The organism is Microbacterium sp. BR1, from assembly GCF_002812725.1.
GTDB lineage: Bacteria > Actinomycetota > Actinomycetes > Actinomycetales > Microbacteriaceae > Microbacterium.
Genome location: NZ_NMUN01000005.1, coordinates 114,489 through 137,832, shown reverse-complemented (window position 1 = coordinate 137,832; position 23,344 = coordinate 114,489). Strand labels below are relative to the sequence as shown.

At 70.0% G+C, this 23,344-nt stretch carries 19 protein-coding genes; 9 read left to right on the top strand and 10 right to left on the bottom strand.

From position 1 onward, the window contains the following. Window positions 1-46: 46 nt before the first annotated feature. On the top strand, window positions 47-1,639 hold the full coding sequence (locus CGU35_RS10395; RefSeq protein ID WP_181003362.1) for an FAD-dependent oxidoreductase: 1,593 nt from the start codon (window positions 47-49) through the stop codon (window positions 1,637-1,639). 15 nt (window positions 1,640-1,654) lie between these two features. On the opposite strand, the gene CGU35_RS10390 is transcribed toward CGU35_RS10395, so the two are convergent. The 3 genes from CGU35_RS10390 to CGU35_RS10380 all read right to left on the bottom strand — a co-directional run bounded on the left by CGU35_RS10390 (window position 1,655) and on the right by CGU35_RS10380 (window position 5,624). After that, window positions 1,655-3,241 carry an HNH endonuclease signature motif containing protein gene (locus CGU35_RS10390; RefSeq protein ID WP_157813936.1) on the bottom strand — a complete coding sequence of 529 codons (1,587 nt, stop codon included), beginning with the start codon at window positions 3,239-3,241 and terminating at the stop codon, window positions 1,655-1,657. 122 nt (window positions 3,242-3,363) lie between these two features. Continuing rightward, window positions 3,364-4,899, bottom strand: a complete 1,536-nt coding sequence (locus tag CGU35_RS10385; protein WP_232711260.1) for a sensor histidine kinase — start codon at window positions 4,897-4,899, stop codon at window positions 3,364-3,366. Next, window positions 4,896-5,624, bottom strand: a complete 729-nt coding sequence (locus CGU35_RS10380; RefSeq protein WP_100811498.1) for a response regulator transcription factor — start codon at window positions 5,622-5,624, stop codon at window positions 4,896-4,898. The genes CGU35_RS10385 and CGU35_RS10380 overlap by 4 nt, the downstream gene beginning before the upstream one ends. A gap of 168 nt (window positions 5,625-5,792) precedes the next feature. Between CGU35_RS10380 and CGU35_RS10375 the strand changes: the two genes are divergently transcribed. Then, window positions 5,793-7,247: an ABC transporter permease gene (locus CGU35_RS10375; protein ID WP_100811497.1), complete on the top strand. Its 1,455-nt coding sequence runs from the start codon at window positions 5,793-5,795 to the stop codon at window positions 7,245-7,247. Window positions 7,248-7,277: 30 nt separating this feature from the next. After that, complete coding sequence (locus tag CGU35_RS10370; RefSeq protein ID WP_100811674.1) at window positions 7,278-8,003, top strand: ABC transporter ATP-binding protein; 726 nt, start codon at window positions 7,278-7,280, stop codon at window positions 8,001-8,003. A 137-nt stretch (window positions 8,004-8,140) separates the two neighbouring features. Here the strand turns inward: CGU35_RS10370 and CGU35_RS10365 are convergent, their stop codons facing one another. Beyond that, entirely contained in the window at window positions 8,141-9,127 is a 987-nt protein-coding gene (locus CGU35_RS10365) for an SDR family oxidoreductase (protein WP_100811496.1), read from the bottom strand. A 37-nt stretch (window positions 9,128-9,164) separates the two neighbouring features. Then, window positions 9,165-9,428 (bottom strand): helix-turn-helix domain-containing protein, encoded by a 264-nt coding sequence (locus CGU35_RS10360; protein ID WP_100811495.1) that lies wholly within the window; start codon window positions 9,426-9,428, stop codon window positions 9,165-9,167. A gap of 114 nt (window positions 9,429-9,542) precedes the next feature. On the opposite strand from CGU35_RS10360, the gene CGU35_RS10355 reads away from it, so the two are divergent. Continuing rightward, the gene (locus CGU35_RS10355) at window positions 9,543-9,893 is read left to right on the top strand and encodes a hypothetical protein (RefSeq protein WP_100811494.1); all 351 of its coding nucleotides are present in this window, start codon (window positions 9,543-9,545) and stop codon (window positions 9,891-9,893) included. A gap of 13 nt (window positions 9,894-9,906) precedes the next feature. On the opposite strand, the gene gndA is transcribed toward CGU35_RS10355, so the two are convergent. After that, window positions 9,907-11,334: an NADP-dependent phosphogluconate dehydrogenase gene (gndA, locus tag CGU35_RS10350; protein WP_258034408.1), complete on the bottom strand. Its 1,428-nt coding sequence runs from the start codon at window positions 11,332-11,334 to the stop codon at window positions 9,907-9,909. Window positions 11,335-11,666: 332 nt separating this feature from the next. Then, window positions 11,667-11,792, bottom strand: coding sequence for a hypothetical protein (locus CGU35_RS18735; protein ID WP_258034389.1), 126 nt, complete (start codon window positions 11,790-11,792; stop codon window positions 11,667-11,669). A 246-nt stretch (window positions 11,793-12,038) separates the two neighbouring features. Here CGU35_RS18735 and CGU35_RS10345 point away from each other — a divergent pair, with 246 nt between their 5' ends. After that, window positions 12,039-12,680, top strand: a complete 642-nt coding sequence (locus CGU35_RS10345) for a 50S ribosomal protein L25/general stress protein Ctc (protein ID WP_100811492.1) — start codon at window positions 12,039-12,041, stop codon at window positions 12,678-12,680. 93 nt (window positions 12,681-12,773) lie between these two features. Beyond that, window positions 12,774-13,358 (top strand): aminoacyl-tRNA hydrolase, encoded by a 585-nt coding sequence (gene pth / locus CGU35_RS10340; RefSeq protein ID WP_100811673.1) that lies wholly within the window; start codon window positions 12,774-12,776, stop codon window positions 13,356-13,358. Between the two features lie 233 nt (window positions 13,359-13,591). Here the strand turns inward: pth and CGU35_RS18575 are convergent, their stop codons facing one another. Further along, window positions 13,592-14,314: a hypothetical protein gene (locus CGU35_RS18575; RefSeq protein WP_100811491.1), complete on the bottom strand. Its 723-nt coding sequence runs from the start codon at window positions 14,312-14,314 to the stop codon at window positions 13,592-13,594. Window positions 14,315-14,373: 59 nt separating this feature from the next. Between CGU35_RS18575 and mfd the strand changes: the two genes are divergently transcribed. Together mfd and CGU35_RS10325 are read left to right on the top strand one after the other, a co-directional pair. Then, window positions 14,374-18,003, top strand: coding sequence for a transcription-repair coupling factor (mfd, locus tag CGU35_RS10330; protein WP_100811490.1), 3,630 nt, complete (start codon window positions 14,374-14,376; stop codon window positions 18,001-18,003). Window positions 18,004-18,261: 258 nt separating this feature from the next. Further along, complete coding sequence (locus CGU35_RS10325; protein WP_100811489.1) at window positions 18,262-18,861, top strand: gamma carbonic anhydrase family protein; 600 nt, start codon at window positions 18,262-18,264, stop codon at window positions 18,859-18,861. 17 nt (window positions 18,862-18,878) lie between these two features. Here the strand turns inward: CGU35_RS10325 and CGU35_RS10320 are convergent, their stop codons facing one another. Together CGU35_RS10320 and CGU35_RS10315 are read right to left on the bottom strand one after the other, a co-directional pair. Next, window positions 18,879-19,109: a hypothetical protein gene (locus CGU35_RS10320; RefSeq protein WP_100811488.1), complete on the bottom strand. Its 231-nt coding sequence runs from the start codon at window positions 19,107-19,109 to the stop codon at window positions 18,879-18,881. 122 nt (window positions 19,110-19,231) lie between these two features. Next, window positions 19,232-21,907, bottom strand: a complete 2,676-nt coding sequence (locus CGU35_RS10315) for a phosphoenolpyruvate carboxylase (RefSeq protein ID WP_100811487.1) — start codon at window positions 21,905-21,907, stop codon at window positions 19,232-19,234. 212 nt (window positions 21,908-22,119) lie between these two features. Here CGU35_RS10315 and nhaA point away from each other — a divergent pair, with 212 nt between their 5' ends. Next, window positions 22,120-23,322 (top strand): Na+/H+ antiporter NhaA, encoded by a 1,203-nt coding sequence (gene nhaA, locus CGU35_RS10310; protein WP_100811486.1) that lies wholly within the window; start codon window positions 22,120-22,122, stop codon window positions 23,320-23,322. The last annotated feature ends 22 nt before the right edge of the window (window positions 23,323-23,344 follow it).

Genomic DNA, 23,344 nt, shown 5'->3' with positions numbered 1-23,344 from the left:
CTGACCTGACCTGACCTGACCGACGTAGGAGAAACTCGTGATCGCAATGGTGGTGGGCGTGTGGACGCGCGTGCGCGGATACCTCGGACGCATGTCGATGTATCGCCTCGTGCTGCTGGCGCTCGCGGCGCTGACCCTGGTCGCGCTCGTGCTGTCGTTCTTCGGGCTGGTCGTGCCCGGACCGCTCGAGCTCGTGGCCACTCTCGCGGTACTGCTCGTGGCGACCGTAGGGGCGAACGCGCTCGTGCAGCGGCTGCTGAAGATGCCGATCCGGCACGAGTCGTCGCTGATCACCGCGGGCATCCTGCTGTTCATCCTGCGCCCGACGCTCGTTCCGCTCGAACTGGTCTGGATCGCTTTCGCCGCTGTCGTCGCGGTCGCGTCGAAATACCTGATCGCGTGGCGCGGCCGACACATCCTCAATCCCGCCGCCGTCGGCGCCGCCGTGCTCACGATCACGGGCCTCGGCGCATCGGCGTGGTGGGTCGGATCGCCCGTGCTGGCGGGTCCGGTGCTCGTGCTCGGGCTGTTCGTGCTGATCCGCACCGAGCGGCTGCGGGTCGTGGCGACGTTCTTCGTCATCGCGGTCGGGGTCTCGGTGCTGCGCCTCGCGGTGCAGTCGCAAGCGGCGGGCCTCGCGGTCGACGCGGGGCAGGCACTGCAGTTCGCACTGTGGTCGTCGCCGTTCCTGTTCTTGGGCGCGTTCATGCTCTCGGAGCCCCTGACCTTGCCGCCCCGCCGCTGGCAGCAGCTGACGGTCGCGGCCGTCGTGGGTGTTCTCGCGGGCTGGCCGATCCCGGTCGGATCGTTCACGCTCGGGCAGGAGCGTGCGCTGCTGATCGGGAACCTGCTCGCATTCCTCTGGGCCGCACACCACACGGTGCGGCTGCGTCTGGCGGATGCGCGCATGATCACGCCGTCCGTCCGGCAGCTGACGTTCGAGGCGCGTCGCCCGGTGCGATTCGCGGCCGGGCAGTACCTGGAACTCGAGGTGCCCCACGCTAAAGCCGACGCCCGCGGCACGCGACGGGAGTTCAGCATCGTCTCGGCACCGAGCGACGCGCCGACCGTGCGGATCGCGTACCGCGTCAAGGCGGGTGTGGGTGCGGTTGCGGGTGCTGGTGCTGGTGCTGGAGCGGGTACGGGGGCCGGAGCGGGCGAGAGCACCTACAAGAAGGCGCTTGCCGTCGCGTCGCCGGGTGTGGACTATGCCGCGACGGGCGTGTGGGGCGACTTCCTCCTGCCGCGGAACCCGAACGCGCCCGTCCTCCTGGTGGCGGCCGGCATCGGCATCACCCCCTTCGTCTCGCAACTGCGCGAGGCGCGGGCGCGCGGCATCGAACGTGATGCGGTGCTGATCTACGTCGCGTCCGAGGCGTCCGAGCTGGCGTTCCGCGACGAGCTCGAGGCATCCGGAATCGAGGTCATCGTCTTCACGCGAGACCAGCCGCGCGACCTGCCGGCCAACTGGGTGTGGGCGCGAGGCGTCCGCCTGGATGCCGAGGGTTTACCGCGCGTCGTGCCCGACCTGTCGTCCCGCCACGCCTATGTGTCGGGCCCGCCCCAGCTGATCGCCGAGCTCGCCCCGGCGCTCGACAAGGCTCGTTCGCTCACGACGGACGCGTTCGCGGGGTACTGAACCGCCCGCGCCGATTCATGAGCCCGCCCGGTCGCGCGGTCTCGCCCTGTTCGCGGGACGAGGGCACTCCGGCGGCTCGCTCGTTACGAACGGCCGGTCGCGAGCATGAGCGAATTCGGCGACGCGCGGGGCGATGCGGGTCTCGTGCGGTGATGCGGATCTCGTCCGGTGGGCAGGGTGGTGCCTAGAACGGTGGTGGGGGTTCGGTGGGGGTTCGGTGGGGGTGAAGCGGACGCGGGATGGTGGGTCGTCGATGTAGATGGCGCCGGTGGGGCTGGTCCATTCGAGGACGCCGCCGCCGAGATTCCTGACTTGCCACGGGGTCGCGTGCTTGAGGGTGTGGTGGCGTCGACAGAGGTGATGAAGGTTGTGAGCACACGTCGTGCCGCCGTGGGCCCAGTCGTGGCCGTGGTCGATGTCGCAGCGGTGGGCGGGTTGGCGGCATCCGGGGAATCGGCAGTGTTCGTCGCGTGCGCGGAGGAAGCGTTTGAGGTCGGCGTTGGGGGTGTACCGGTCGACGGCGAGGATCCCGCCGTGAACGGGGTCGCTGAGCACTCGATCCCACCCGGTCGCGCGGCCCGCGAGGCGGCGGGCGGTGTCGATGTCGATCGGCGCACGTCCGACGAGTTCGGCCGGCTCGTCGCTCAACCCGGCGAGGGCGAGCGCGGGGACAGTGACGTGCACGATCGCCCGGATGGCGCCGAGCCCGCCGAACCCCAGCGACGGATCGGCGGCCGAGTCGAGGGTGGGGTCGTCTTGTGGCGCGCTGGTGAGCAGCATGTCGGCGAAGACGTCGGCGCGGAGCTGGTCGATCGTGCGCGAGTCGGGGGCGAGCTCGGGTGTGCGGTCAGAGGTATCGACACCCGCACCATCCGTCGTGGCGGCACCCGTGCCCCGGCCCGCGCTCGGATCCACGGCGGCGGGCCCGAACGACGCGCCCGGCTGAGCGGCGTTGCGGACGGCGCGTGCTTGCTGTGTGAGGCGGTCGTAGATGCCGTGGACGAGGGTGGCGGGGCCGATGTAGATGAGTTCGCCCATCCCGTCGGGCCGGTCGGTGACCGTGACCGCACGGTCGGCGCGGGCGTCGCGGTGCCGTTCGGTGACGGTGCGGGGTTGGAGGCGTTCGGCGAGAGCCTCGACCGCGGGGCGCAGGCGTGCGGGGGAGAGGTTCTCGGCCCGTGCGACCGCGTCGGCGGCAAACACGAGGCGGGCCTCGGGGTCCTGGATCGGCGTGCCCGCGTCGAGGATCACGCGCGCGTGGCCCACGAAGATCCGGCCCTCTTCGAGGGCTTCGAGCACCGGGGTGAAGTCCTCGGCGAGCACGACGGCGTCGTTGATCTGGCGTTGCACCGTCCGGTCGGAGGCGCGCACCGCGAGCGCGAGCTCCGCCGCGATCGAGCGCAGGTGCATCTCACGCTCCCGCGAATCCGAACGCAACGCCGCCGAACGGGATGCCGCGAGTTCGCCCGCCGTCGCGAGCAACCGAACCTCGGCCGCGTGGACCTGTGCTGCTTGTTTGCGCAACGCCACGATTCCCTCGACCAGACCGAGAACGGAGGCATCGTCGAGCGCCTCCACGTCCAGGGTCTGATTCGAACTCATGTTCGATACTCTACGAACGACCTCCGACATCCGAGGCCGAAAATCCGCGTCATCGCGGCCCATTTCAGAGCTCGCGGATGAGAGTTCTCTCACCGAACCGGCGGTCGCAAGAGTTCCCGCGTTCAGTCCTCGGGGTCGCGCGGCTTCGCGGGGAGGCGGACCTCGAACTCGGTGTCGCCGGGCGCACTCCGCATCGTGATCGTGCCGTCGTGCGCCTCGACGATCGCCCGCACGATCGAGAGGCCGAGCCCGGACCCTCCGGTCTGGCGGGCCCGTGAGGTGTCGCCGCGCGAGAATCGCTCGAACAGCTCGGCCTGCAGAGCCGGATCGATGCCGGGCCCATCGTCGTGCACACGCACGACGGCATCGGATCCCTCGCGCACGACGCTCGCCGTGACGTGTGTTCCCGCGGGGGTGTGCGTGCGGGCGTTCGCGAGCAGGTTGGCTACGACCTGGTGCAGTCGCGCGGTATCCCCGGCGATCAGCACGGGCTCGTCGCCGACCTCGATGCTCCAGGCATGGTCGGGAGCCGCCACCTGCGCGTCGCCGACGGCTTCGACGACCAACCGAGACAGGTCGGATGTGCCGTAGACGAGCTCCTGCCCCTCGTCGAGGCGCGCGAGCAGCAGCAGGTCCTCGACGATCCCCGTCATCCGGAGCGACTGTGCCTGGATGCGCTGCAGCGACTGCTCGCTGGTCTCGCTCAGGGTGCGATCGCGCAGCGACAGCTCGGAGTAGCCGCGGATCGAGGCGAGGGGCGTGCGCAACTCGTGGCTCGCGTCGGCGACGAACCGGCGCATCCGCTCTTCGTTGCGTTGGCGGGCGTCGAGGGATGCGTCGACGTGATCGAGCAGCGTATTGAGTGCCGCACCCACCCGGCCGATCTCGGTGCGGTCGTCGGCCTGTGCCTCGGGAACACGCTCGAGGATCGTGACCGCACCCTGGTCGAGGGGTTGGCGGGCGACGCGCGACGCCGTGTCGGCGACGGCGTGCAGCGGCCGGAGCCCGCGCCGGATCGTCCACGCGGTCGCGACGCCGAGCAGCACCAAGCCGCCCGCCGTCAGCAGGGCGATCGCCGTCAGCAGGCTCGCGATCGTCTGCTGGACGTCTTCGAGCGGCAGACCGAAAGCGCCCACGGTCTCGTTCGTCGCGCTGTTGCGGACCGTGATGATGCGATAGTCGCCGAGTCCGCCGCCGACGTTGACCGTCGAGATGCCCCCGGTTGCGGCATCCATGATCCGTTCGACCTGCGCCGCGTTGAGCCTGCTCACCCCGAGCGTCTCGTCGTCGACGACGGCACCCGTCGTCATGCCGTCGGCGCCCTGCAGCGCGAGGAGGAACCCGGGCTCTTGCCGTCCGGCCTCGAGGATCTGGTACGCGGTGGCGTTCGCGCCCGGAAAGCCCGGCGGCATCGAGAGTGCACTGGTGCCGAGCGTCGCCAACCGGTCGTCGACGTTGCCCTCGAGCACGCGCCCGAGCACCGCGCTCGTCACGATCGACACGAGCACCAGGATGAGCGACACGATGCTCACGACGGTCAGGATCAGCCGTCGCTGCAGCGTCCACGGTGTCCGCGGGCGGCGGCTCTCGGGGGGCGCGGATTTCGAAGCATCCGTCGGCGCGGGAGAGTCGACCGCGGGTGGCGCGGGTGTGGTCACTGGGGCGCCTTGATCATGTACCCGACGCCGCGGACGGTGTGGATGAGGGGCGGATGTCCCGCGTCGATCTTCTTGCGCAGGTACGAGATGTACAGCTCGACGACGCTCGATCGGCCGCCGAAGTCGTAGTTCCAGACGCGGTCGAGGATCTGCGCCTTCGAGACCACGCGGCGCGGGTTGCGCATGAGAAAGCGCAGCAACTCGAACTCGGTCGCGGTCAGCTCGATCTGGGTGCCGGCGCGCTCGACCTCGTGGCTGTCCTCATTGAGTGACAGGTCGGCGACGCGCAGGATCGGCTCGGCCTCGTCCGCGAACGCCGATCCGGCCCGGCGCATGAGGCCCCGCAGGCGCGCGACGACCTCTTCGAGGCTGAAGGGCTTGGTGACGTAGTCGTCCCCGCCGGCCGTGAGCCCGGCGACCCGGTCGGCCACGGCGTCCTTCGCGGTGAGGAACAGCACGGGCACGTCGTCGCCGGACTGCCGCAGCCGGTGCAGCACGGCCATGCCGTCGAGGTCCGGCATCATGATGTCGAGCACGAGCGCGTCGGGTTCGAAGTCGCGCACGAGCTGCAGCGCTTCGTAGCCGCTCGCCGCGGTCTTGACCTCCCAGCCCTCCATGCGCAGCGCCATCGACAGCAGGTCGGTCAGCATCTGCTCGTCGTCGACGACGGCGATGCGCAGAGCGGTGCCGTCGGGGCGGTGCAGGGCGGGAGCGGCGGAAGTCATGTGCCCATTGTCGGCCGAAATCTATGTGCTTGCTATGGAGCCGGATATGCGTTCGCTGTGAATGCGTGTCCGCACATCAGAAACGCATAAGCGGATCTTGAGGCGCGCATCAGCGCTCTCCCTAGCGTCGAACCCGTTCCGGTCGCCGGGCCGGACAGGAGGAGAGACATGTACGGGACCTATCTACGCCGCGAACTCGCGGGCCGTCGAAAGCAGACGATCATCGTGGCGGCCGGGCTCGGCGTCGCGATCGCGCTCGTCATCATCGTCAACTCGCTGTCGGCGGGGGTGCGTGATGCCCAGGCCCAGGCGCTCGAGTCGGTCTACGGGGTGGGGACCGATCTCACGGTCACCGGCGCGACGACCGCGCCCGGCGCGGGCGGGGGACCGCAGTTCGAGTTCGAGGATGGCGAGGGCGAGACATCCGACGGCACCACCTCGCTCAGCCAGTCGCGCCTGATGGCCGATCGCGTGCGCGGGACGCTCGACGCTTCGACCCTCGCAACGGTCGCGAGCCTCGACGGTGTCTCGGGCGCATCGGGTGCGCTGAGCCTGACCAACACCACCTTTTCGGGGGAGATGCCCGACATGTCGCAGATGGGCCAGCCCGGTGAGGGCGGCGAGCCGCCGGCGCGCGGGCCGGATGGCGCGGGTGGCAGCGCCTTCGACATCCAATCGTTCACGGTGCTCGGCATCGATCCTTCAGCCGTGTCCGTGGGCCCCCTCTCGGCCGTGACGCTCCAGGACGGTCGGGCTCTCGGCACCGACGACGTGGGACAGAACGTGGTCCTCGTCGACGCGACCTACGCGGCGGCCAACGCGCTCGCGGTCGGCGGCACCATCGATGTGGGCGGCACCGCCATGCAGATCGTCGGCGTCGTCGCCTCCACGTCGAACGAGGCCGACACCGCCGCGAACGTCTACCTGCCCCTCGATGTCGCCCAGGCGCTCTCGGGCGTCGGCGACGTCATCTCGACCGTGTACGTGCAGGCCGACTCGGCCGATGCGATCGCGACGGTACAGGCGGAGCTCGCCGGGGCGCTGCCCGACGCCACCGTCAGCTCGCAGGCCGACCTGGCCTCGTCCGTCTCGGGATCGTTGTCCAGCGCGAGCTCGCTCATCACCAACCTCGGCACCTGGCTCTCGGTCATCGTCCTCGCCGTCGCCGTCCTGCTCGCCGTGCTCTTCACGATCTCGGGCGTCTCTCGGCGCACCCGCGAGTTCGGCACGCTGAAGGCGATCGGATGGTCGAACGGACGCGTCGTCGGCCAGGTCGCCGGGGAGTCGTTCGTTCAGGGACTCATCGGCGGCGTCGTCGGTCTCGTTCTCGGGCTGGCGGGCGTTCTGGCCATCAATATCGTCTCGCCGACCATCTCGACGGCCACCTCGACAGCCACCGAGGCCACGACGCAGACCGGCCCGGGCGGCGGGGGCATGGGCGGCTTCGGGGGACCTCCCGCGGCTCAGGCCGCGACGGACGTCGTCCTGAGCGCACCCCTGACCCCCGCGGTGATCGTCGCGGCCATCGGGCTCGCCGTTGCCGGCGGCCTCATCGCCGGAGCCTTCGGCGGCTGGCGCGCGGCGCGGCTCAGCCCCGCCGAGGCCCTGCGCTCGGTGGGCTGATCCATGACGGACACGACAGGAGAGAAGACGATGACCATGATCGAGACTGGCGCGCACCCCAACCCGGATGCCCCGGCATCCGTCCTCTACCGGCTCAGCGGCGTCGGCAAGACGTACGTGCAGAAGGGGCGGCAGGTCCGGGCTCTGCACGATGTCGACCTGGAGATCGAGCAGGGCGACTTCATCACGATCCAGGGACCGACGGGTGGCGGCAAATCGACGCTGCTGCAGCTGCTCGGTGCACTGGATCGCCCCACCGAGGGGTCGGTCGTGCTCGGCGACACGGACATGGCGTCCGCGTCGAACGCGGAGCTCGGTGCGCTGCGGGCGCGCGAGATCGGGTTCGTGTTCCAGGGGTTCAACCTGCTCCCGACGTTGACGGCGCACGAGAACGTCGACATGGGGCTGGAGCCGCTCGGGCTGGATCGTGCGGAGCGCGAGCGTCGGGTCACCGAGGCGCTCGGTCATGTGGGCCTCGGCGACCGGGGTGACCACCGGCCCGGCGAGCTGTCGGGAGGCCAGCAGCAGCGCGTCGCGATCGCCCGGGCGATCGTGAAGCGTCCCCGCGTGCTCCTCGCCGACGAGCCGACCGGCAACCTCGACGAGAGCATGCGGGACGAGATCCTGCGCCTTCTCGAGGGGCTGCACCAGTCGGGGCTCACGCTCATCGTGGTGACGCACGACTCGGCGGTCGCTCGCCGCGCGAAGCGTCGGCTGCGGCTCGAAAAGGGTGCTGTGCGCGACATCCCGCGCTGACCCGCCCTCCATGTCCCCCTTTTCGGGGCGTGTGTCCCACTTTCGCTCGCTACAGGCAACTCTTTGCGAGGGAAAGTGGGACATCGTCGTGGGGCTTGTCCCACTTCGGCGGGAGGGTACAGCCGGGACCGGTGCTCCTAGCCGGCCGAGTCCGCGTGCTCGACCATGCGGTCGAATGCGGCGTCCAACTCGGCGTCGACGATCTGCAACCCGGGGTTCGCGTCGTAGTGGTTCAGGATGCGTCGCGCACCCTCGTCGAACGTCACCGTCGTGCGGAATTCGGGCACGAGGGCTCGGATCTTCGCGTTGTCGAAGACCATGGAGTGCGCCTTGTCGCCGACGAGCCCCGGGCCCAGATCGGGGCGGAACGCCGCGATCGTCTCGGACGCGATGTGCACGAGTCGCGGTTCCGCGACGCCCGCGGCCCGCGCGAGCCATCCGTAGATCTGATCCCACGTCGGTGCGTGATCGCCGGTGATCGTGTATGCCTCACCGATCGCCTCGGGCGCGCCGAGCAGACCCGTGAAGGCGACGGCGAAATCGTCGCTGTGGGTCAGTGTCCAGAGACTCGTGCCGTCGCCGTGCACCACGACGGGCCTGCCCGCGCGCATCCGGGCGATGTCGGTCCATGCGCCCATCGTCGGCAACAGTGCGTGATCGTAGGTGTGCGACGGGCGGACGATCGTCACCGGCAGCCCCCGGTCGCGGTATGCGCCGACGAGCACGTCCTCGCAGGCGATCTTGTCGCGCGAGTACTTCCAGAACGGGTTGCGGAGGGGAGTGGACTCCGTCACGGGCAGGTGCCGGGGCGGTTTGTCGTACGCCGACGCGGAGCTGATGAAGATGTACTGCCCGGTGCGTCCCTCGACCAGCCGCAGGGCCGTCGCGACATGCTCGGGAGTGAACGACAGGAAGTCCGCGACGACATCGAAAGACGCGCCACCGAGCGCCGCGCGCGTGGCGTCCTCGTCGCGGATGTCGCCCACGATCTCGCGCACCTCCGGCGGCAGTGGACGTCGTCCCGAGCCGCGGTTGAGCACGCTGACCTCGTGTCCCGCGTCGATCGCGGCACGTACGCAGGCCGCGCTGATGGTTCCGGTTCCGCCGATGAAGAGCACACGCATGTGCCCGACGCTACCCCGGCGAGTTCCCGAATGACAGTCAGGCGCTGCGGCGTCCGGCGCGGCGCGGCGTGTGCACCGGGCGCGTGAGCGGCGCCTCCATCAGGGAGAGCGCGTCGAGGTGCAACTGCTCGGCGAGGCGCTCGACCGTCTGAAGGGTCATGTTGCGCTCGCCGCGCTCGACCGCCCCCATATACGTGCGGTGCACTCCGAGGAGTTCGGCGAACTGCTCTTGAGAGAGGCCGAGGGTCTCGCGATGGCGTCGGAGATTGTGACCAATCGTCGTCTGAAGGTCACCGATCACGCCTTCCACGGTGATCCGTTGCTACTTATGTATCTACAGACTTATGAGTAGCATCTGCATGTGCTATTTATACGTAGCGCTCGGCCGAACGGTCGGCGCCGTGGCGAGGAGGCCATGTCGCCGCCCGAGAAAGCCGCGGCACCCGGTTGGTATCTCGACGGCCGCGGGACGCTCCACTGGTGGAACGGGCTGCGATGGACGCAGGACGAACCGGATGATGCGGCTCCGACGACGCCGGATCGGACGATCGACTGGGGCTCGACGAGCATCCTGACGATCCTGGCGCTCGTCCTATCCGTCGTCGTCGCGCCCGTCGGTCTCGTACTGGGATGCGTGTCGATCGCGATCGCGCGACGCCAGCTGCGACCGACGCCGCTTCTCGCCGTCGTCGCAGCCGCCGCCGGAGTCCTCGGGACGACGGTCGGCGTCTTCTCGGTCCTCGCCCTCGGAGTCCTTGCTCAATAGAGGGCGGCCCGGCTCAGTGCGTGTCGGTCGCTTCGACCTCGGTGCGGTCTCCCGACCACAGCGTGTGGAACGTGCCGGGCTTGTCCACGCGCTTGTAGGTGTGCGCGCCGAAGAAGTCGCGCTGACCCTGGATGAGCGCGGCCGGCAGGCGTTCCGCTCGCAGTCCGTCGTAGTACGCCAGCGAGGACGAGAAGGCGGGAGCGGGGATGCCCGCGGTCGCGGCCGCGGAGACGATCCGGCGCCACGCGCCCTGGGCGCGGGTGAGCGCGTCGACGAAGTACGGCGCCGTGAGCAGGACCGGCAGGTCGGGAGTCTCGGCGTAGGCATCCGCGATCCGGTTGAGGAACTGCGCGCGGATGATGCATCCCGCACGCCAGATCTTCGAGACGGCACCGAGGTCGATCTGCCAGTCGTACTCGGCGGCGCCCGCACGGATCTCGTCGAAGCCCTGCGAGTACGCCACGATCTTCGAGGCGAAGAGCGCGAGGCGTACGTCCTCGATGAACGCGTCCTCGTCCTCGAGCTCGAGTTCTTCTTCCGCACCCGGCAGGTCGCGGGCGACCGACCGCTGCTCGGGGTGCGATGACAGCGAGCGCGCGAACGTCGCCTCGGCGATGCCCGAGACGGGGACCCCGAGGTCGAGGGCCGTCTGAACCGTCCACGCACCGGTGCCCTTGGCCCCGGCCTGGTCGAGGATCACGTCGACGAGCGGTTTGCCGGTGTCGAGGTCGACCTGGCGCAGCACCTCGGAGGTGATCTCGATGAGGTAGGACTCGAGCTCGCCGGTGTTCCACTCGGCGAACACGTCGGCGATCTCGGCGGGGGACTTGCCCGTGCCGCGGCGGATCAGGTCGTAGGCCTCGGCGATGAGCTGCATGTCGGCGTACTCGATGCCGTTGTGCACCATCTTCACGAAGTGCCCCGCACCGTCGTGGCCGATGTGCGTCACGCACGGCTCTCCCTCGGCGACCGCGGCGATCGAGCGCAGGATCGGACCGAGCGTGACCCACGACTCGTCCGAACCACCGGGCATGAGGGACGGACCCTCGAGGGCACCCTCCTCGCCACCCGAAACGCCCATGCCGACGAAATTGATGCCCGTCTCGCGCACGGCGCGCTCGCGGCGGATCGTGTCGGTGAACAGCGAGTTCCCGCCGTCGATGATGATGTCGCCCGGCTCGAACACCTTGACCAGCTCATCGATCACGGCATCCGTCGGCCCGCCCGCCTTGACCATGATGAGCGCGGCGCGCGGCTTCTGGAGAGATGCGGCGAACCCGGAGTAGTCGAAGGTCGGGACGAAGCCCGCCTCGGGGTGCGTCGCCGCCAGGTGTTCGGTCTTGTCGTGGCTGCGGTTGTAGATCGCGACCGTGTTGCCCTCGCGGCGGGCGAGGTTGCGGGCGAGGTTCGATCCCATGACGGCGAGGCCGACGACGCCGATGTTCGCGACCGCTGCGCCGCCCTCACCCGGGCCCGTGGGGGTGGATGTCTCGCGCGTGACGTCTTCGGGTCGAGGGGCGCCCTCGTGCTCCGGCGCCGAACCGGGGGAGTCCTCCCGGTCGGTCGAGGTGTTGACCTGCGGGGACGGATCGTTCTGCGACACGCGCGCTCCTTGCGTTACAAGAGGGGAGGGTTCCAGGCTATCGCGCCGGTCGACCGGCGAGAGTGCCCGTTGTCGTCGATTCATCCGCTCTCCGACCGTCGATGTTCGACGGGCTCGCCGACATCCCGCGGCCTCGCCGGAGTCCGGCGCACTCGGCCGCGCGGTCGGGGTCAGTCCTTGCGGTAGCCGGAGCGGCCCATGGACCAGAACGCACCGGCCGTCAGGACGGCGCCGATGACGGTGAGCGCTCCGATCGACCAGAGGAGGACGTGAGAGAGAAGGACGCCGTCGATCATGATCTGCTCCGGTGATGGTTCGGGCCGTGGGTGGTCGGGCCAGGTGTATTCACGCTACAGGCAACTCCGGTAGGATGGTGTTCACCCTCGGCGAGGGATGTCGTCGTGCGGCCGTCCGGCTGAGCGAGGCATCCGTGATCGACGTGGCGATGTGGGCCCCGGTGGCACTCCTCCCGCGTAGGCGTTTGAGTCGAGAACCCCAGACCTACGCGACGCATCCGTCGTGTGCCCACAAGGAGAATCATCATGTCGGAAGACAAAAAGGACGACACGAAGGTCCACGCCGCGCTTCGCACCAGCTTCGGTAAGGGCTTCGCCCGTCGCCTGCGCGCCGCGGGCAAGATCCCGGCCGTCATCTACGGTCACGGCGAAGACCCCGTCCACGTCGCGCTTCCGGGCCACCAGGTCGCGCTGCTGCTGCGGCGCGCCAACGCGGTGCTCGAGCTCGATGTCGAAGGCACCCAGCAGCTGGCGCTCGTCAAGGACGTCCAGAAGGATCCCGTGCACCAGATCATCGAGCACATCGACCTGCTCGTCGTGAAGAAGGGCGAGAAGATCCAGGTCGACGTGCCCATCAATGTCGTCGGTGAGCCCTTCCCCGGAACGATCGTCAACCTCGACAACAACACCGTGTCGCTCGAGGTCGAGGCCACCCACATCCCGCAGTCGATCGAGGTCGACGTCGAGGGACTCGAGGATGGCACGCACATCACGGCCGCCGATCTGAAGCTGCCCCGTGGCGCTACGCTCGCTGGCACCCCCGAGATGCTGATCGTCGCGATCTCGGTCCCCGCCTCGACCCTCGCGGCCGAGGAAGAGATCGCCGAGGCCGACGCCGCCGTTGCGGCCGAGCAGGCCGAAGAGGCCACGGAAGAGTCCGCCGAGTAAGCACCGCGCACTGCGCAACCGGAGCCCGTTCTCGCCGATACGGTGGGGGCGGGCTCCGTGCGTGGAGCGAATCCGACGAGTGAGGGAGTGGACGTGGCTGACGCCTGGTTGGTGGTGGGGCTCGGCAACCCCGGGCCGCGCTATGAGAGCACCCGCCACAACGTCGGGCAGATGGTCGTCGACGAGCTCGCGCGCCGGCGAGGTGCCACATTCAGGTCCCACCGTGCGAACGCACGTGTGGCGGAGACGTGGCTCGCGCCGGGTCGGCCGAAGCTCGTGCTGGCGAAGCCGAACTCGTTCATGAATGTCTCGGGCGGACCCGTCTCGGGACTCGCGGCATTCTTCGGGATCGATCCCGAGCGGATCATCGTCGTTCACGATGAGCTCGACATCCCGTTCGACACGATAAAGCTCAAGATCGGCGGCGGGCACGGAGGTCATAACGGTGTTCGCGATGTCGCGAAGGCGCTGGATACGCCGGAGTTCACGCGCGTTCGCGTGGGGATCGGGCGCCCGCCGGGGCGTCAGGATGCCGCGGACTGGGTCCTCGATCCGTTCGGCACGACCGAACGGGCGCAGCTGCCCCTGCTGATCGGTGATGCGGCGGATGCGGTCGAACTCGTCGTCGGCGAGGGCCTGCTCGCCGCGCAGCAGCGCTTCCACGCCCCACGGGAGTAGCCGTCTTGCGGCGCGCGGCGCCGTCCCCTTTCTGGCCCGGGGCGTCGGCCCTTTCCGGCCCGGGGCGTCGTCCCTTTCCGGCGCGCGGCGCCGTCCCTCTCTGGCCCGGGGCGTCGGCCCTTTCCGGCGCGCGGCGCCGTCCCTCTCTGGCCCGGGGCGTCGGACGCCCGTTGGGGCGTGGCAGCCCGCGCCCCAACGAGATTCTGGCGCCCCGAGCGGTGAGCTTCCGGGGGTCAGGCGCCGATGCCGGAACCCGACGTCATGCTCGGGCCCGTGGCGATGCCCGCGATGCCTGCTCCGTAGACGACCGTCAGGAAGATGAACAGGGCGACGACGGCGACCGCGACCGCCGCGATGCCCGTGCCGCGCCCGCGACGCTTCACGATCGCGACGATGCCCTGCACGATCGCCCAGATTCCGAGCGCGGTGCCGGCCCAGAACGCGATTTCGCCGAGCAGCACCCACTCGCGGACGGGGGAGAGGAACGACAGATCCGCCCACGCGCTGCTGGGCATGGTCTCCATGCGGGACCAGCTCCAGCTGCCGTTGCCGACCTGGAATGCCGCGACGGCACCCACGATCGGCGCGACGACGGCGGCGGCCAGGGCGAGCAGAAGGGCCGTCAAGCCGAGGCCGCCCGGCTGCTTCGCCGGTGCTGCCGCCGGGGACGGCCCCGCGGCATACCCCTGCGGATACGTGCCGGGGTAGTACCCGGCGGGCGCACTCGGATAGGCGGGTGCGCCGGGGTACTGCGCCGCGCTGGGGTACTGCGGTGCGCTGGGGTACTGCTGCGCGCCGGGGTACTGCGCCGCGCTGGGGTACGGATAGGGCGGAGTCGCGTGCTGAGGGTTCGGGTCGGACGAAACCGGGGGAGCGACAGGCGGAACCGGCGGTGAAGGCGGAGGTGGGTAGCCGCCCGCGGTGGGCGCATCCGTGGGCGGCGTCTGGTCGCTCATGCCCTCATCCTAGGGTCGCGGAAGCCCGCGGTGTCGGTGGTGCCTCGTAGACTGGTCGTGTGTCAATTCACGGAATTACGCGCGCCTTGGCGCGCTCAGAAGCGTTCCGTGAGGGACTCGATGAGGCCTCCCGCGACGCCGAGCTCTCCCTGATCGAGGGGCTCGTCGCGCCCGTTCTGGCGGCCCTCGTCGAGCGGCGCGCGGCCTCGGGGCGTCCGCCGGCGCTGCTCGCGATCACGCCGACCGGGCGACGCGCCGATCAGCTCGGCCCCTCGCTCGCGGCCTACCTGCCCGACGCCCTGGTGCTCTCGTTCCCGGCGTGGGAGACCCTGCCGCACGAGCGCCTGAGCCCGAGCCCCGAGACGGTCGGCGCGCGCCTCGAGGTGCTGCGCCGGGTCGCGGAGTGGGACGGATCGCGACCCCTTGTCGTGACGGCGTCGGTTCGCGCCGCGCTCCAGCCGATCGCGTCCGGTCTCGAGAACGTTCGTCCCGTCGAGCTCGCGGTGGGCACACGCGGACACGACCTGACATCCCTGGCGGAGCGCCTCGTCGAGCTCGCGTATACCCGCGTAGACATGGTCTCGCGCCGCGGCGAGTTCGCGCTGCGCGGAGGCATCCTGGACGTCTTCCCCGCCATCGCCGACCACCCCTGCCGCGTCGAGTTCTTCGGTGACGAGGTCGATCAGATCCGGGCGTTCGCGGTCGCCGACCAGCGGTCGCTGCCGGGCGCGATCGAGTCGATCGCGCTGCCGCCGAGCCGTGAGCTGTTGCTGACGGCCGAGGTGCGCGCGCGGGCGAAGGCGCTCCAGGGCGAGCTGCCGGGGCTCGCGGGAATGCTGGAGAGGATGTCGGAGGGCATCGCCGTCGAAGGTATGGAGTCGCTGACGCCCGTGCTCGCCGACGGCATCGTGCCCCTCGTCGACTATCTCCCGGCGGGCACCGCCGTGGCGCTCGTCGACCCCGAGCGCGCCGTCGCGCGCGCCATCACGCTGCAGGACACGAACCGCGAGTTCCTCGAGGCAGCCTGGAGCGCCGCGACCGCGGGCGCCGACACCCCGATCGACCTCGGCAAGGGCGACTTCTTGACGCTGCCGGGGCTGCGCGAGGCCTCGGCGGACCGCGGGGGCGTGTGGTGGACGCTGAGCGCGTTCGATTCCGGCGCCGTGGACGCGGCCGCCGAGGGTGTGCTCGACGCGGGGGAGTCCTCCGCCATCCGCTTCTCGGGAGCGAGCATCCCGTCGTTCCACGGCAATATCGACGGGGCCACGGCCTATGTCGGGGACCTGTTGGCGGATGGCTGGGGTGTCGTGGTCGCGGCAGCGGGTTCCGGTCTGGTCGACCGCGCCCGCGACGTGCTGTCGGAGCGCGGCTTCGCGGCTCGGGTCGTCGAAGATGTCGCCGAGCCCCCCGAGCCAGGTGTCGCCCTTCTCGTGAAGGCGCCGATCGAGGCGGGCTTCTCGTTCGCCGACGCCAAGCTCGCGGTGCTGACGGAGTCGGACTTCTACGGCCGCACGATCAGCGCCGACTCGCGCGTCGTCAAGAAGCTGGCGTCGCGTCGGCGGAACGTCGTCGATCCCCTGCAGCTCAAGGCCGGTGACTTCGTGGTCCATTCCACGCACGGCATAGGCCGGTTCGTCGAGCTGGTGCAACGCGAGGTCTCGTCCGGCGGGCGCAACCCGGTCAAGACCAAGCGCGAGTACCTCGTGGTCGAGTACGCCCCGAGCAAGCGCGGCTTCCCGGGCGACAAGCTCTTCGTCCCCACCGATCAGCTCGATCTGCTGTCGAAGTACGTCGGGGGAGAGGCCCCGACCCTGTCGAAGATGGGCGGGAGCGACTGGGCGGCAGCGAAGGGCAAGGCCCGCAAGGCCGTCCGCGACATCGCGGTCGAGCTCGTCAAGCTGTACTCCGCGCGCATGTCTGCCAAGGGGTACGCGTTCAGCCCAGACACCCCCTGGCAGCGCGAACTCGAAGAGGCCTTCCCGTTCGCCGAGACCCCCGACCAGCTGCAGACGATCGACGAGGTCAAGGCCGACATGGAGCGCCCGATCCCAATGGACCGGCTGCTCTCGGGGGACGTCGGCTTCGGCAAGACCGAGGTCGCCGTGCGCGCCGCGTTCAAGGCGATCCAGGACGGCAAGCAGGTGGCGATGCTCGTGCCGACGACCCTGCTCGTCAAGCAGCACCTCGAGACCTTCACCGAACGCTTCGCCGGCTTCCCCGTGCGCGTGCGGGCGCTGTCGCGGTTCCAGACCGACAAAGAGGCGCGCGAGATCGTCGCGGGGCTCGAGGACGGCTCGATCGACATGGTGATCGGAACCCACCGCATCCTGACCGAGAAGGTGTCGTTCAAGGATGTCGGGCTGCTCATCATCGACGAGGAGCAGCGCTTCGGGGTCGAGCACAAGGACGCCCTGAAGAAGCTGAAGACCAACGTCGACATCCTGGCGATGAGCGCCACGCCGATCCCGCGCACACTCGAGATGGCGGTGACGGGCATCCGTGAGATGTCGACGCTCGCGACGCCGCCCGAAGACAGGCATCCGATCCTGTCGTACGTCGGACCGCGCAACGACAAGCAGATCGCGGCCGCGATCCGCCGGGAACTCCTGCGCGAGGGACAGATCTTCTACGTCCACAACCGCGTTTCGTCGATCCAGCGGGTGGCGGCGCACCTGTCCGAACTCGTGCCGGAGGCGCGCATCGCGGTCGCTCACGGGCAGCTCGGCGAGCACGCCCTCGAGCAGGTCGTCGACGACTTCTGGGAGCGCAAGTTCGACGTGCTCGTGTGCACGACCATCATCGAGACCGGGCTCGACATCTCCAACGCCAACACGATCGTCATCGATCGGGCCGACAAGTACGGCCTGTCGCAGCTGCACCAGCTGCGCGGTCGCGTCGGCCGTGCGCGCGAGCGGGCGTATGCGTACTTCCTCTACGACGACATGAAGCCGCTGTCCGAGACGGCGGCCGACCGCCTCGAGACGATCGCGGTCAACAACGACCTCGGCTCGGGCATGCAGGTGGCGCTGAAAGACCTCGAACTGCGTGGCGCGGGCAACCTGCTCGGCGCCGAGCAGGCGGGACATATCGCGGGCGTCGGCTTCGACCTGTACCTGCGGATGATCGGTGAGGCCGTTGCGACGTTCCGCGGCGACGATGTCGAGGGCCCGACCGAGTTGCGCCTCGAGCTGCCCGTCCGCGCACGCATCCCGGAGTCCTACATCGACAGTGAGCGGCTGCGGCTCGAGGCGTACCAGAAGCTCTCGTCCGCGGCGACGGCGACGGCGGCACCCGATGCGATCGACCTCGTGGTGGAAGAGTTGCGCGACCGGTACGGCGAGCCGCCCGCCGAGGTCGCCGGCATCGTCGCGGTCGCTCGGCTGCGTCGCCGCGCCGCGCGGTCGGGCCTCACGGACGTCGTCGCGATGGGTCCGAACCTGCGGGTCGCGCCGGCACACCTGCCGGACTCGCTGCGGGTCCGGATGCAGCGGCTGTACCCCGGGGCGAAGCTCATGTCGGGCGGTGAGGCGCTCGTGGTGCCGATGCCGCGATCCGGCAACGACGCGCTCCCCGACGACGAACTGATCGCGTGGACGGGGCAGCTGCTGACCGCGCTGTTCCCCGAGCCGACACCCGAGGCCGCCGCCGCGGGTGGGGCACAGGAGTCCGCGCCCGCGACATCCGCGTGATCTGCCGCGGCCGGGTCCGCCCCCCGACCCCCCGCCCCGGCCCGCCCGGCCCCGCGGGTCAGACCCGCCGTACCCCGCCCTGTGCTCTCGTAGGCGCGCTCGTGCCTTCGTTGCCTGACTTTTGGGGCGTTCGAGGCCCGTTGGGGCGTGATGTCCCGCGCCCCAACGGTATTGTGACGCCCCGGGTGGTGCTGGCATGACCGGGGCAGACGGCGGGAACCGCGGGACCGCAGGAGGCGGGCGGAGTAGGTTGTGCCCATGCAGTTCGAGCACCTCGGGGCGCGGCCCCGCATAGATCCCTCCGCCGTCATCGCCGAGACGGCGGTCATCTCGGGTGATGTCGAGATCGGCCCCGACTGCCAGGTACTGCACGGCGCCGTGATCACCGCCGAGGGCGGCCCGATCACGCTCGCGGCCTGCGTCATCGTGATGGAGAACGCCGTCATCCGGGCCACCGCTGCCGATGCCGTGCACATCGGCGACCACACGCTGATCGGCCCCGGCGCGACCGTCAGCGGGGCCGTCATCGGCTCGGAGGTGTTCCTCGCGACGGGCACGCGCGTGTTCAATGGTGCGCGCATCGGCGACCGTTGCGAGGTGCGCATCGGGGCGATCGTGCACCTGCGTACGACGCTCCCACCCGAGACCGTGGTTCCGATCGCGTGGATCGCGGTGGGGCATCCGTTCGGTCTGTATTCACCCGACCGGCACGACGAGATCTGGGCGGCGCAGAAAGAGCTCGACTTTCCGGGCTACGTCTTCGGTCTCGACCGCGAGACGCCCGATCTGATGGTGCAGCTCACCGAGCGTTACGGCCGCGGCCTCTCACGACACCGGCAGGACCGCCGCGTCGACTGACGCCGGATCCGCGTTCCTCAGGCCCAGTCGGCACCGCAGGACAGGCAGCGGAACTCGAGGGCGGGTTCATCCTCGTACAGCTCATCGCCACTGCTCTTGCCGCCACGGGTTTCTTCACCGCGCAGCTCTTCGTCACGGTCGAGCTCGAGGACGAACCACCTGAGCTCCACCGTCGCGACGCGTGTGTCGTCGCAGACGGGGCAGATCTCGGCGGCGAGGTCGCTGACGTCTTCTCGTGTCTTGATCATGTCCACACGTTAGGCCGGACCTCCGACATCCGTCCGACCGCCACTCGATCAGACCCGCACGAACGGTCGCGACTCGCCGCGCGCGAGCGCACCGGCACGGCGAGTCGCGACCGTTCGGGGGATCAGCCCGTGTTCTGCAGGCCCGCCGCCACGCCGCTGACCGACAGCAGAAGCAGCCGCTGCTGCTCGGGATCGGGCGTCGCGCCCGCCACGGCGGAGGCACGCAGGGCACGCAGGGCCCGCAACTGCAGCAGCGACAGCGCGTCGACGTAGGGACTGCGCATCTTGACCGCTCGCTGCAGCACGGGCTTGTTGGCGAGGAGTTCGCCGCCGCCCGTGATGCGGATGACCCAGGCGCGCGTCGACTCCATCTCGTCCAGCACGAGTTCGGCCAGCTCATCGCGGTCGCCGAGCTTCAGATACCGGCGCGCGATACGCGGGTCGGCCTTGGCGAGACTCATCGCGACGTTGTCGATCATGGTGCGCAGCAGCGGCCACTCGTCGTACGCCTCGCGCAGGAGGGCCTCGTCGCCGACGGCGTCGAGCGCCGTGCCGAGGCCGAACCATCCGGCCAGGTTGATGCGGGCCTGCGTCCACGCGAACACCCACGGGATGGCGCGGAGGTCCTCGAGCGACTCGACCGAGAGTCCGCGGCGTGCCGGACGCGAGCCCAGCGCGAGCAGGCCGACCTCTTCGAGCGGCGTGACGGTGGCGAACCACGGCGCGAAGCCGGGGGCGCGCACGAGCGAGAAGAAGCGTTCGCGGGATGCTGCATCCATCGTCGCCGCGATGTCGGCGTACCGCGAGGCCGCCGCCTCGTTGCGCCGCTCGATGGACGGGGACGAGGCCAGCAGGGTCGCCGCCGCGACCTGATCGATGTGTCGCATCGCGATCGCCGGGTCGCCGTAGCGGGCGAAGATGACCTCGCCCTGCTCGGTGAGCTTGAACCGACCCTCGACCGAGTGCGGCGGCTGCGCCAGGATCGCGCTGTTCGCGGGCCCGCCACCGCGCCCGAGGGCGCCGCCGCGACCGTGGAACAGGGTCAGCTCGATGCCCTCCTCGAGGGCCCAGGCGGCGATCGCGGCCTGCGCCTCGTACAGGGCGAGGTTGGCGGCGACGGGACCGACGTCCTTCGAAGAGTCGGAGTACCCGAGCATGACCTCCAGGCGGCGACCCGTCTCGTCGAGGCGGGCGGCGAACTCGGGATGCGTGACGATCTCCGCCAGGATCCGGGGTGCCGCCTGCAGATCGGCGAAGGTCTCGAACAGGGGGATGACGTCCAGCACCGGGCCGGACGCATCCGGTCCCGCGGCGTACCGGGCGAGGCGCCGCACGTTCGCCAGGTCCTCGGCGGACTGCGTGAACGAGACGATGTAGCGCCCGGCGGCGCGGGGACCGAAACGGTCCTGCACGAAGGCGACGGCACGGAAGACCTCGAGAACCTCTTCGGTGGTCTCGCTCAGTTCGCCCCCGCCCTCGAGCTCTTCGAGCGCCCTGCGATGCACCTGCGAGTGCTGACGCACCTCGAGTTCGGCCAGATGGAACCCGTACGTCTCGACCTGCCAGATCAGCTGCTGCAGGCCTCCGTAGGCGTGTCGTTCGGCCGAGGCGGCGACCAGCGACTCCTGCACGACGCGCAGGTCGGCGAGCAACTCGTCGGGGTCGCGGAAGGCGAGGTCGGCGTCACGGGTGCGGGTCGCCGCGATCCGGCGGGCGAGCAGCAACAGGATGCGTCGGTGCGGCTCGTTGGGGGAGCGCTTGGCGATCTCCGCCGCCGCGTCCTCGTCGGCCGCGCGCAGCCGATTCCACAGGCCGACGAGTGCGGGGCTCGGGGGAGTCGTCCCGGCGTCGAGGGTCAGCGATCTGCCGACGCGCGACGCAGTGCGCTCGAGACCGAGCAGCACGTGCTCCGACGCGATCGCGGCGGCCTTGCGCGTGACCTTGGCGGTGACGAACGGGTTGCCGTCGCGATCGCCACCGACCCACGAGCCGATCCGCACGAAGGGGCGCACGATCGGTGCGCGGCGGCCGGCCTCGAGTCCCTGCAGTGCGTCGTCGACGCGGCGGTACACGTGCGGCACGGCGGTGTAGAGCGTCTCGTCGAAAACGGCCATGATCGCGCGGACCTCGTCGGTCGGCGAGGGCTTCTCGGCGCGGAGCGGCGCCGTCCGCCAGAGCGTGTCGATCTCTTCGAGGATGCGTCGGCGCGCGCGCCGCTCATCGGCACCTCCGCTCAGCGACGAGTCGAGCGTCTCGAGCAGCGCGGCGATGCGGCGCACGGTCGATGAGATCGCGCGGCGGCGGGCCTCGGTGGGGTGTGCCGTGAAAACGGGGTGGAACCGCAGCCCCTGAAGTCGCTCGAGGGCGGTCTCGTCGCCCACCTCCTCGGAGAGGCGCATGAACGCGGCGGCGATGGAGTCGGTCGCGTTCTCTTTCTCGGGGCGGCCGTCGCGCTCGCGCAGGACGCGCACGCGCTGGTGCTCCTCGGCCAGGTTGACCAGGTGGAAATAGCAGGTGAAGGCACGTGCGACCTCATCGGCACGCTCGACCGTGAACGATTCGACGATCGCCTCGGCCCGCTCGAAGGCCTCCGAACTCGGGTCGGTGTAGGCCTGGATCGTCGCGGTGCGCAACCGCTCGACATCGTCGTACAGGCCGGGCGCGCCGCTCTCGCGAAGCACCTGACCGAGCAGGGCGCCCAGCATCCGCACGTCCGCGCGCATCGACTGGGGCAGCTCCTGACCGGCGTCGAAGCGGCCGACGAGATCGATCGCTTCGGTGGGTGTGGGATCGGGCATGGTTTTCAGGGTAGTGCGGGAGTGTTACCGGTTCGTCACGACCGACGGCGCATGCGGCCCCGGACGGGTCCGCCTCTGATCGACCCTGAACGTGCCCAGGGTCGAGCGGTAGACTGGGCCATTGGTGTGCCGGGAAGTCTGGTCGGCGGTGGTGCGAGCGCGCCCACCGACCGTCGCGGGTGAAACCGCATGGACCCAACCGAAAGGACCCCGTGGGCCTCCTTCGTTCTGCACGTTTCCCCGCCATCATCCTGCTGGCAGCCGCCGTCGCGGCGCTGATCGTCGCCAACTCGCCGCTCGGTGCGGGGGCTGAAACGATCAAGGAGACGTACCTCGGCATCCCGGGCGTGTTCGAGATGTCCGTCGGGCACTGGATCCAGGACGGTCTGCTGGCGATCTTCTTCTTCGTCGTCGCGATCGAACTGCAGTTCGAGCTGACGGCGGGCGAGCTCAACTCGGCGAAGAAGGCGCTGCAGCCCGCGATCGCCGCGGCGGGCGGTGTGCTCGTTCCGATCGCCATCTACCTCGTGTTCACCGCGGGTTCGGATGTGTCGCACGGATGGCCCATCCCGACCGCGACCGACATCGCCTTCGCGCTCGGTGTGCTGGCGGTCTTCGGCAAGGGTCTGCCCTCGGGCATCCGGATCTTCCTGCTCGCCCTCGCGATCCTCGATGACATCGTCGGCATCCTCTTCATCGCGGTCCTGTTCACGAAGGACGTCAACGTCGGGTTGCTCGCGATCGCGGTGGTCGCCGTGGTGATCTTCGGCGTGCTCAGCCGTCGCCTCGACACCTCGGCGCGCGTGCCGATCGCCGTGATCCTGGTGCTGCTCGGCATCGCGACGTGGGTCCTGGTCTACCTGTCGGGCGTGCACGCGACGATCGCGGGCGTCGCGCTCGGCCTGGCCTTCGCGCAGACCCCCGCGCTGCGGACGCGGCACGCCCTCGAACCGTGGGTCAACGGCATCGTGCTGCCGCTGTTCGCCTTCTCGGCCGCGCTCGTCGTCATCCCGATGGTGTCGCCGACGCAACTCTCGCCCGCATTCTGGGGCATCCTGGTCGCGCTTCCGGTCGGAAAGATCATCGGCATCTCGCTGTTCAGCTGGATTTCGCTCCGCATCGCTCATCGCGGATCGACGCCGCACCTGTCCTTCGCCGATCTGCTCGCGGCCGGGTCGCTGGGCGGAATCGGGTTCACCGTCTCGCTGCTGCTGTCCGAGCTGGCGTTCGCGGGCGATCCGCTCGTCCGCGACGAGGCCACCCTCGGCGTGCTGGCGGGGTCGGGCGTCTCGCTCGTCGTGGCCGCGGTGCTCGTGTCGCTGCGCGCCCGGCACTTCCGTCGTGTCGCGCACCTCGAGCCCGACGAGATCGACGTTCCGCCCACGTCCACGCCGACGGGCGGTCAGCTCGCCTGAGCGCACCCGTCCCGCCGCCCCG

Bases quoted from the DNA above. Each gene is read 5' to 3' on its own strand.
- CGU35_RS10395 (WP_181003362.1), top strand. From the start codon at position 47: ATGGTGGTGGGCGTGTGGACGCGCGTGCGCGGATACCTCGGACGCATG.
- CGU35_RS10390 (WP_157813936.1), bottom strand. From the start codon at position 3,241: ATGAGTTCGAATCAGACCCTGGACGTGGAGGCGCTCGACGATGCCTCC.
- CGU35_RS10380 (WP_100811498.1), bottom strand. From the start codon at position 5,624: ATGACTTCCGCCGCTCCCGCCCTGCACCGCCCCGACGGCACCGCTCTG.
- CGU35_RS10375 (WP_100811497.1), top strand. From the start codon at position 5,793: ATGTACGGGACCTATCTACGCCGCGAACTCGCGGGCCGTCGAAAGCAG.
- CGU35_RS10370 (WP_100811674.1), top strand. From the start codon at position 7,278: ATGACCATGATCGAGACTGGCGCGCACCCCAACCCGGATGCCCCGGCA.
- CGU35_RS10365 (WP_100811496.1), bottom strand. From the start codon at position 9,127: ATGCGTGTGCTCTTCATCGGCGGAACCGGAACCATCAGCGCGGCCTGC.
- CGU35_RS10355 (WP_100811494.1), top strand. From the start codon at position 9,543: ATGTCGCCGCCCGAGAAAGCCGCGGCACCCGGTTGGTATCTCGACGGC.
- CGU35_RS18735 (WP_258034389.1), bottom strand. From the start codon at position 11,792: ATGATCGACGGCGTCCTTCTCTCTCACGTCCTCCTCTGGTCGATCGGA.
- CGU35_RS10345 (WP_100811492.1), top strand. From the start codon at position 12,039: ATGTCGGAAGACAAAAAGGACGACACGAAGGTCCACGCCGCGCTTCGC.
- CGU35_RS18575 (WP_100811491.1), bottom strand. From the start codon at position 14,314: ATGAGCGACCAGACGCCGCCCACGGATGCGCCCACCGCGGGCGGCTAC.
- CGU35_RS10325 (WP_100811489.1), top strand. From the start codon at position 18,262: ATGCAGTTCGAGCACCTCGGGGCGCGGCCCCGCATAGATCCCTCCGCC.
- CGU35_RS10320 (WP_100811488.1), bottom strand. From the start codon at position 19,109: ATGATCAAGACACGAGAAGACGTCAGCGACCTCGCCGCCGAGATCTGC.
- CGU35_RS10315 (WP_100811487.1), bottom strand. From the start codon at position 21,907: ATGCCCGATCCCACACCCACCGAAGCGATCGATCTCGTCGGCCGCTTC.